The following is a 6,111-nucleotide window of genomic DNA, read 5'->3' on the forward strand; positions in this document are numbered from 1 at the left end:
AGCGCGTCGTTCATGAGCCGGCGTCTACCCCGGCGCCTCCTCACAAGAAGTTACCGTGACATCGCCGTCATGCCTTCTCCCCGTTTGAGTCGACTGGGCGTCGGAGAGCCATCATGTGTTCCTCACGGACGGGGATGGCCGAAAAATCGGCGAAGGGTCTTCAGGCACGGCGGCGAAGGGCTCGCCGAGATGACGGCCTGGCTGATAACGGCGAGCGGCGCAGTTGCGGGGGATGAAATCCAGGTCGCAATCGAGGTGCCGCACGGCCCCGTGGTCGAGATGCTGATGGAGCGCGGGTTCAAGGTGCACTCCATCAACCCGAAACAAATGGATCGTTTCCGCGACCGCTTCACCCTGGCCGGTCCCAAGGACGACAGCCGCGATGCCGAAGTGATGGCCTCCGCCCTGCGCACCGATCCGCGTTGCTTCCGGCTGCTTGCTGTCGCCGACCCGTCGTCATCGAATTGCGCGAGTGGTCGCGCATCGAGCCTACGAGCCACCACGATCTTCGCCGATCCCTGTACTGGCGCTCGGAAAGGGCACAGCTCCGGCGCGGACTCCCCACGGGGCATCGATCACGGCCAATTCGACGGGGCACGCGCCCCCCCAGATGCTCGAAGCACAGGGGGCGATGGGTTGCTCCCGACGAATCGGCTCGGTTCGGGAAGGCTACGCCAATTCGGGCCGTCGCCCATGGTGCAGGCTAAGTTCCGCTAGGCTTCACGTCGCGCCACCCACGGCGAGCATCCCAAGAACCGCATGAGAAGGGTACAGGGACGCACGTACCGGGAGCCATAGCTTTGCACCCAGCCATGCTGGGTGAAGGCGAAGCCGAACAGCTGCTCGCCGAAATCTGTACATCTGGTTTCGTTCTTTCGTTCTTTCGTTCGAACTCGCCGTGCGCTAAAACGTCCAGCCCGATCTCCTCCTGCCAGCGAATGGCAGCCTCGGTCTCCTTCTTCAGAACGGTTTCGTAATCGACATAGCTGAGCTGGCCCTTCGCATGAGCGGAACGCGCCTTGCGCACCCTGAGGTGTCTGCGGGAAGGATACAATGGTCGTCGTCGGGAGCGGGGCGGCAGGCCGAGCGTGCAGGCCTGGGCCCTAGAAAGCTCGGCAAATGCGTTCTTTCGTTGCTCAATGGCGCCATTGATGTCGGCGACCCGCCCTTCAACGAGCGGGTCATGGACCTTCGTGGATATTGCGCGAATCGCGGCAGCCTCGGCAGAAGTTTTCAACTCGCCTGCCAAAGCATCTCTGCCTTGGGATAAGGCCCGGCCAGTACGAGTAGTTCATCGGTCTTCTGGGCCGCGAAGGCGAGCCATGATCTGATGTCCGGGTCGAGTACCGTCTCCATACGCAGGTCGATTGGCACATGCAGCATCGAGCAGGAAGGCGCAATCTCGACGCGAGCCGTCTGAGCCGCAAACCGCGACATTGATCTCGATGCAGCACGAGCGGAACGGTCCTTGCCGATCACCGCAAACAGAACCCTCGGCGACAGCACCAGTCAAGAAGGCGACCAAACGCAACGCCACTGGCGACCGGATCTCATCGACCATTTCGAAACCATACGCATTCCGTGCGCAGATAAGCCCCTGTTAAGTTTCTTTCCAGATCGACATCGCTCCAGGACGCGAAGTTCAAATTGTTGGGCTCGGATCCGAACCTGTCGAGTAGCTGGAAAGCCGTCGGAACCGGCGAGTCGGATCAGTCTCTTGGACGAGAACTTCAGCTTGCATTGATCTGACCCGTTTCCGGGACGATAGCCGTGAAATCTCTGGAGGCAAGGAAGTCGAAGGATGCCGCGCCAGTATCTGCTCTGACGTTCGAGAGGGCGTTGTAGCAGAAGAAGAGGATACGCCGCCCCACAGGAGAGATGTTCGGCGGTGAGGAGTGGATCAAAGTGCTCGAGAAGATGAGCATAGTGCCTCTCTGGCCAAGAATTGCCTCAATCCCGAATTTCGCCGCGGCCGAGCTCACCTGAGCTCTGCTAAGATTATAATCTGTGGTCGGCAACAGTCCGGCGGTGTGCGAGCCAGGTATCACGAACATCGGTGCGTTGACCGGTGTCACGTCGTCCACGAACAGAGCTACGCTCAAGATGCTTGGCCCCGGAATCCCATCCCTAGGGCTCCAATAAGCTAGATCCTGATGCCAACCGAAGTCCCGTGCTGCGAAGGCTGTCTTTGCATTCAACCTGGACTGATGAAGATAGACTTCGTCTCCGAGCACCTCGCGTGCCGCGCCAGCACACCGGACATCTCTTGCGAGACGTGAGAACACAGGCGTATCCAGGTGTATGCCGAATCGGGTGCGCAATGATGTCCCGTCGCCCTCGTATTCGACTCGCCCCTCGTGAGGGCAGGGAACTTCGCCTACCCCGCAGATGAGGTCCGACTCCTTGCAGATGAGGGCCAACTCGTCCTCCTCAAACAAGCCCTCCAGCACGGCGAAACCCTGTTCGGCGTAGCGGACTTTCAGTGATGTTAGGTCCTGTCTCATTACACGCGTCCTCGCAAGTGAGATTGTGATGTGGGAAATGTAGACCTAGTATGGAGCTCAGATGAAGCTACCAGATCTGAGGATATTCTTTTTGTTGATTCTGCGTATCGTCGTTGATTATCATCGCCGAGCGCCCTGATACGCAGAGTGAAATTGCATGCGCGACTGCACCGAGGAGCATACCGGGCGCTGCCACGCCGAGGGGCATATACCCAAATTGATGGCTCTGTGGTAACCGCCCGATTGTCACCGCCTGCCTGACATCGCTGAATCGGCCACCGTAGTTGTCGCCGCGCACATTCATTGAATTGAGTAACTCCATCAGTATGGTCGAGAAATCGCAAATCGACCGCAAACGTCGCCTTAGCTGTCTTCTGGAAATGCATCGACGAGACCAACGAAAATTGGTCAGACACTCTCGGTGCTAGCCCTCGAAGTTGAGGGACCGCAGTTGTCGGGGCGCGCTCCATGATATCTCCTCTGCAGCCATTTGCACTTGATGATGTTGTCACTGGTGCACAGGTGCACAAGCTGCCACCGTAAATGCGCGGTTCTGCGGGCCGCTACCGACAGGCCGACATCGCCAAACTCTATCGCGTTGCCGAAAATATAAATGTTATTTTAAGTTAAGTTTAGGCTGTGTATATTTTTCAAAACATCTGGCGTTGTAAAATTTTTATTAAGTTTTTTTATCGGTTAAATTCGAGAATTATTCGAAATCTGCGTGCGCTCTCGAGACTACCTGCGTATTTCAGACGATCGTGAGCACGGATTTCACCGCATCGTGAGCATGGATTTCGCGGGATCGTGAGCAGCGATTTCAGGCGATTGTGAGCAACCTTTTCGGAGGTGCTGGACGCTTCGGCCGACAACTCAGCGGTCTACAGGAGGCCTCGTTCAAAACGAGGAAGCCTGATGCCAACCAAGAGATTGTCGAGGCGCCGGATCAGAGACGTATTACGATTGAGATTTTCCCAGGGTCTGACCGAGCGCGTCATCGCGCGCACGCTCGGGGTCAGCAATGGCGTCGTCCACGGTTACTTGCAACGCGCCCGTCTTGCCGGACTGAGCTGGCCGCTGCCCGAAGGGATGGATGACGAAGGCCTTGAGCTGCTGCTCTTCCCTGCGCCGAAGGCGGCCTCGCAAAGCCCTCGGCGGCCGGTGCCCGATTGGAGCTATGTGGAGAAGGAGTTGCGCCGGCGCGGCGTAACGCGGGTGCTGCTGTGGGAAGAGTATCGTGCCGCCAATCCCGACGGCTTTGGCTATACCTGGTTTTGCACGACCTTCGAGGCCTGGAAAGAGCGCGCGCGCCCGACGATGCGCCAGACGCACCTGGGCGGCGAGAAGGTGTTTGTCGATTTCGCCGGCGACACCATCGACATCTTCGACCCCATCACCGGCGAAGCGCATCCCATGAAGCTGTTTGTCGCAGCGATGGGCGCCTCCAACTATACCTACGCCGAGGCCTGCCCGAGCGAGAGCCTGCCCGAGTGGATCCGTGTTCATACGAACCTTTTCACCTTTCTGGGCGGCGTGCCGAAGTTCGTGGTCTACGATTACGTGCCCGGGCACGTAATCGCAGTTTTGTGTCCCGAACGGATATGTGCCCCGCAGCCTGCTGATCCAAGCGTTCTCGACGACACGGGGCACATAACGATCAGAGGCCGGCGAGCCATTCGAGAAGTTTTGGCTCGCTCTGCCAGACTGGCTTTCGGGGAGGTCCCACCGAAGGAGTAGCAGGCACCCGACAAGCTTCGAGCGCCTCTTGCTTCATCTTGATGTTGATCTCGGCATATCGGTTGGTCGTATCCAGGCTGACGTGGCCAAGCCAACCTCTTATGACGTTCACGTCGACACCGGATTCGAGTAGATGCACGGCCGTCGTGTGTCTCCAAACATGCGGAGAAATCGACCTCTGTCCGTTGCCGATGCGAACGTCCGAACCATGACGCCGGACGAGCTTGTACAGGCCGAATCGCGTCAGCGGCTTGCCGACGTTGCTGAGGAATACCGGACTTTCCGGCGTGGCTGGCCGGCGTCGGTCACGCAGCATCTCGCCAAGCAGGCGGGCGGTCTCGGGCCATAGTGGGCAGGTCCGCCACTTATCGCCCTTGCCGTGCAGGTTCACCCGCGGCGAGGAGGTCAACACCAGCTGATCGACGGTCAGTCCGATGACTTCCGTTGCGCGGGCGCCCGTGTTGTACAGGAACATGAGCAGCGCCTTGTCGCGGGTGGCCAGCTTCCCGTCGCGCGGCAGCCCGTCGAAGAGCCGTTCGACCTCGTCGCGTTCAAGATAATAGGTGGCCGCCGGCTGCGTGCGCTTCCTCGGGATGGCGGCGACGCGTTCGGCCTCCGGCAGCACCATCGGTTCCTGGCCACCGGCATAGGCGAAGAAGGTGTGCAGCATTGCGAGCCGGTGGTTCCGTGCTCGGATGCTGTTGCCGCGCTCGGCTTCAAGATGGGCGAGAAAGGCCCGCACATTGTCGGCGCTGAGATCGCTCAGCCTGAGCTTGCTGATCGGGCGTCGGTTCTCCCGGGCCAAGAACAGGAGAAACAACCGGATTCCGTCGCGGTAGCTCCGGATCGAGGTGGACGCCAGACCCTTCTCGGCTTTGAGATGGTGTTCGAAAAACTGATAGACGAGGCTGCCGACGGTCCTCATGGCCGACCTCCACGCGAAAGCGGTGCCGCAAAGCGTTCGAAGCGCTGACCGGCGGCTTCCAGGAGATCGGCGGTAACGGTGAGATAGACGGCGGTGGAAGCGGGATCCACGTGCCCCATGAAGGTCGACAGCTTGACCAGCTTGTCGGTGGGATTATGTCCGTCGCGATACCACCGCAGAAGTCGCCCGACCGCAAAGCTGTGCCTCAGATCATGCACGTGAGCCGGCGTTCCTCCTGGCGGGATCGGTATGTCCAACTGATCGGCCAGAGAACGGAACATGATGCTGATCGTGCCCGGATTTACAGGCCGACCTCGCAGGAAAGAAAACAGCGGTGTGTCGGCGGTAACCGAAACCAGGTGCTGTGATCGCAGCGTCATGAACCCACAAAGGCGCTGTGCCAGGTGCGGCCCCATGGGAACGAGCCTCGACTTGGAAAACTTCGTCTCACGGATAGTCAGGACGTTACGATCCCGATCGACATCCCGCCAGCGCAGGCGCGCAACCTCGCCGACGCGCAGACCAAGCCCGAACAGCAGGCTGAAGATGGTGGCATAGGCGGGACCGCGAAGCGGGGCGTTGTTCCGATCCGGGAGCTCGGCGGCGCGATCAACGAGTTGTTGGGCGATCCGCAGATCCAGGATGCAGGGCGGTCTTGGATTACCTCGGCGGCGCGGCTTCATCGTGACGGGGGAGCGATCGATAAAGTCATGTTCGACCATCCACTCGAACAGCCGGCCGACGACGCCGATAAGATGGTTGAAGCTTCTCGGCCGCGAGCGCGGACGGCTCAGGAAAAAAGCATCGAGGAGCGCCGGCGTGATCTCCGCGAGGGTCTTGATCTCCTGCGCGTTCAGATAGCCGTCGAGCATCCGCAGCGGCGATGTCACGGTAACTTCTTGTGAGGAGGCGCCGGGGTAGACGCCGGCTCATGAACGACGCGCT

Annotated in this window: 5 protein-coding genes and 2 pseudogenes; 2 read left to right on the top strand and 5 right to left on the bottom strand. The window is 59.7% G+C overall.

The features are described from left to right. On the top strand, window positions 1-717 hold a 717-nt coding region (locus DH08_RS36715), incomplete at its 5' end, for an IS110 family transposase (protein ID WP_246801078.1). 56 nt (window positions 718-773) lie between these two features. Here the strand turns inward: DH08_RS36715 and DH08_RS30390 are convergent. From DH08_RS30390 to DH08_RS30400, 3 genes and pseudogenes are all read right to left on the bottom strand, one after another. Further along, a pseudogene (locus DH08_RS30390) lies at window positions 774-1,410 on the bottom strand (5-methyltetrahydropteroyltriglutamate--homocysteine S-methyltransferase); the annotation flags it as partial. Window positions 1,411-1,730: 320 nt separating this feature from the next. Then, window positions 1,731-2,504, bottom strand: coding sequence for a phytanoyl-CoA dioxygenase family protein (locus DH08_RS30395; protein ID WP_192182934.1), 774 nt, complete (start codon window positions 2,502-2,504; stop codon window positions 1,731-1,733). 67 nt (window positions 2,505-2,571) lie between these two features. Continuing rightward, window positions 2,572-2,826, bottom strand: a complete 255-nt coding sequence (locus tag DH08_RS30400) for a hypothetical protein (RefSeq protein WP_192182935.1) — start codon at window positions 2,824-2,826, stop codon at window positions 2,572-2,574. 593 nt (window positions 2,827-3,419) lie between these two features. On the opposite strand from DH08_RS30400, the pseudogene DH08_RS30405 reads away from it, so the two are divergent. Next, window positions 3,420-4,103 (top strand): annotated as a pseudogene (locus tag DH08_RS30405) (IS21 family transposase); the annotation flags it as partial. A 58-nt stretch (window positions 4,104-4,161) separates the two neighbouring features. Here DH08_RS30405 and DH08_RS30410 read toward each other — a convergent pair. Together DH08_RS30410 and DH08_RS30415 are read right to left on the bottom strand one after the other, a co-directional pair. Further along, window positions 4,162-5,166 (bottom strand): tyrosine-type recombinase/integrase, encoded by a 1,005-nt coding sequence (locus tag DH08_RS30410; protein ID WP_246801080.1) that lies wholly within the window; start codon window positions 5,164-5,166, stop codon window positions 4,162-4,164. Next, window positions 5,163-6,056 (bottom strand): tyrosine-type recombinase/integrase, encoded by an 894-nt coding sequence (locus DH08_RS30415; RefSeq protein WP_345892466.1) that lies wholly within the window; start codon window positions 6,054-6,056, stop codon window positions 5,163-5,165. The genes DH08_RS30410 and DH08_RS30415 overlap by 4 nt, the downstream gene beginning before the upstream one ends. Window positions 6,057-6,111: the final 55 nt, after the last annotated feature.

Source organism: Mesorhizobium amorphae (assembly GCF_014843845.1).
Lineage (GTDB): Bacteria > Pseudomonadota > Alphaproteobacteria > Rhizobiales > Rhizobiaceae > Mesorhizobium > Mesorhizobium amorphae_A.

Excerpts from the sequence above, each read along its gene's own strand:
- DH08_RS30395 (WP_192182934.1), bottom strand. The coding sequence starts at position 2,504 with ATGAGACAGGACCTAACATCACTGAAAGTCCGCTACGCCGAACAGGGT.
- DH08_RS30400 (WP_192182935.1), bottom strand. The coding sequence starts at position 2,826 with ATGGAGTTACTCAATTCAATGAATGTGCGCGGCGACAACTACGGTGGC.
- DH08_RS30410 (WP_246801080.1), bottom strand. The coding sequence starts at position 5,166 with ATGAGGACCGTCGGCAGCCTCGTCTATCAGTTTTTCGAACACCATCTC.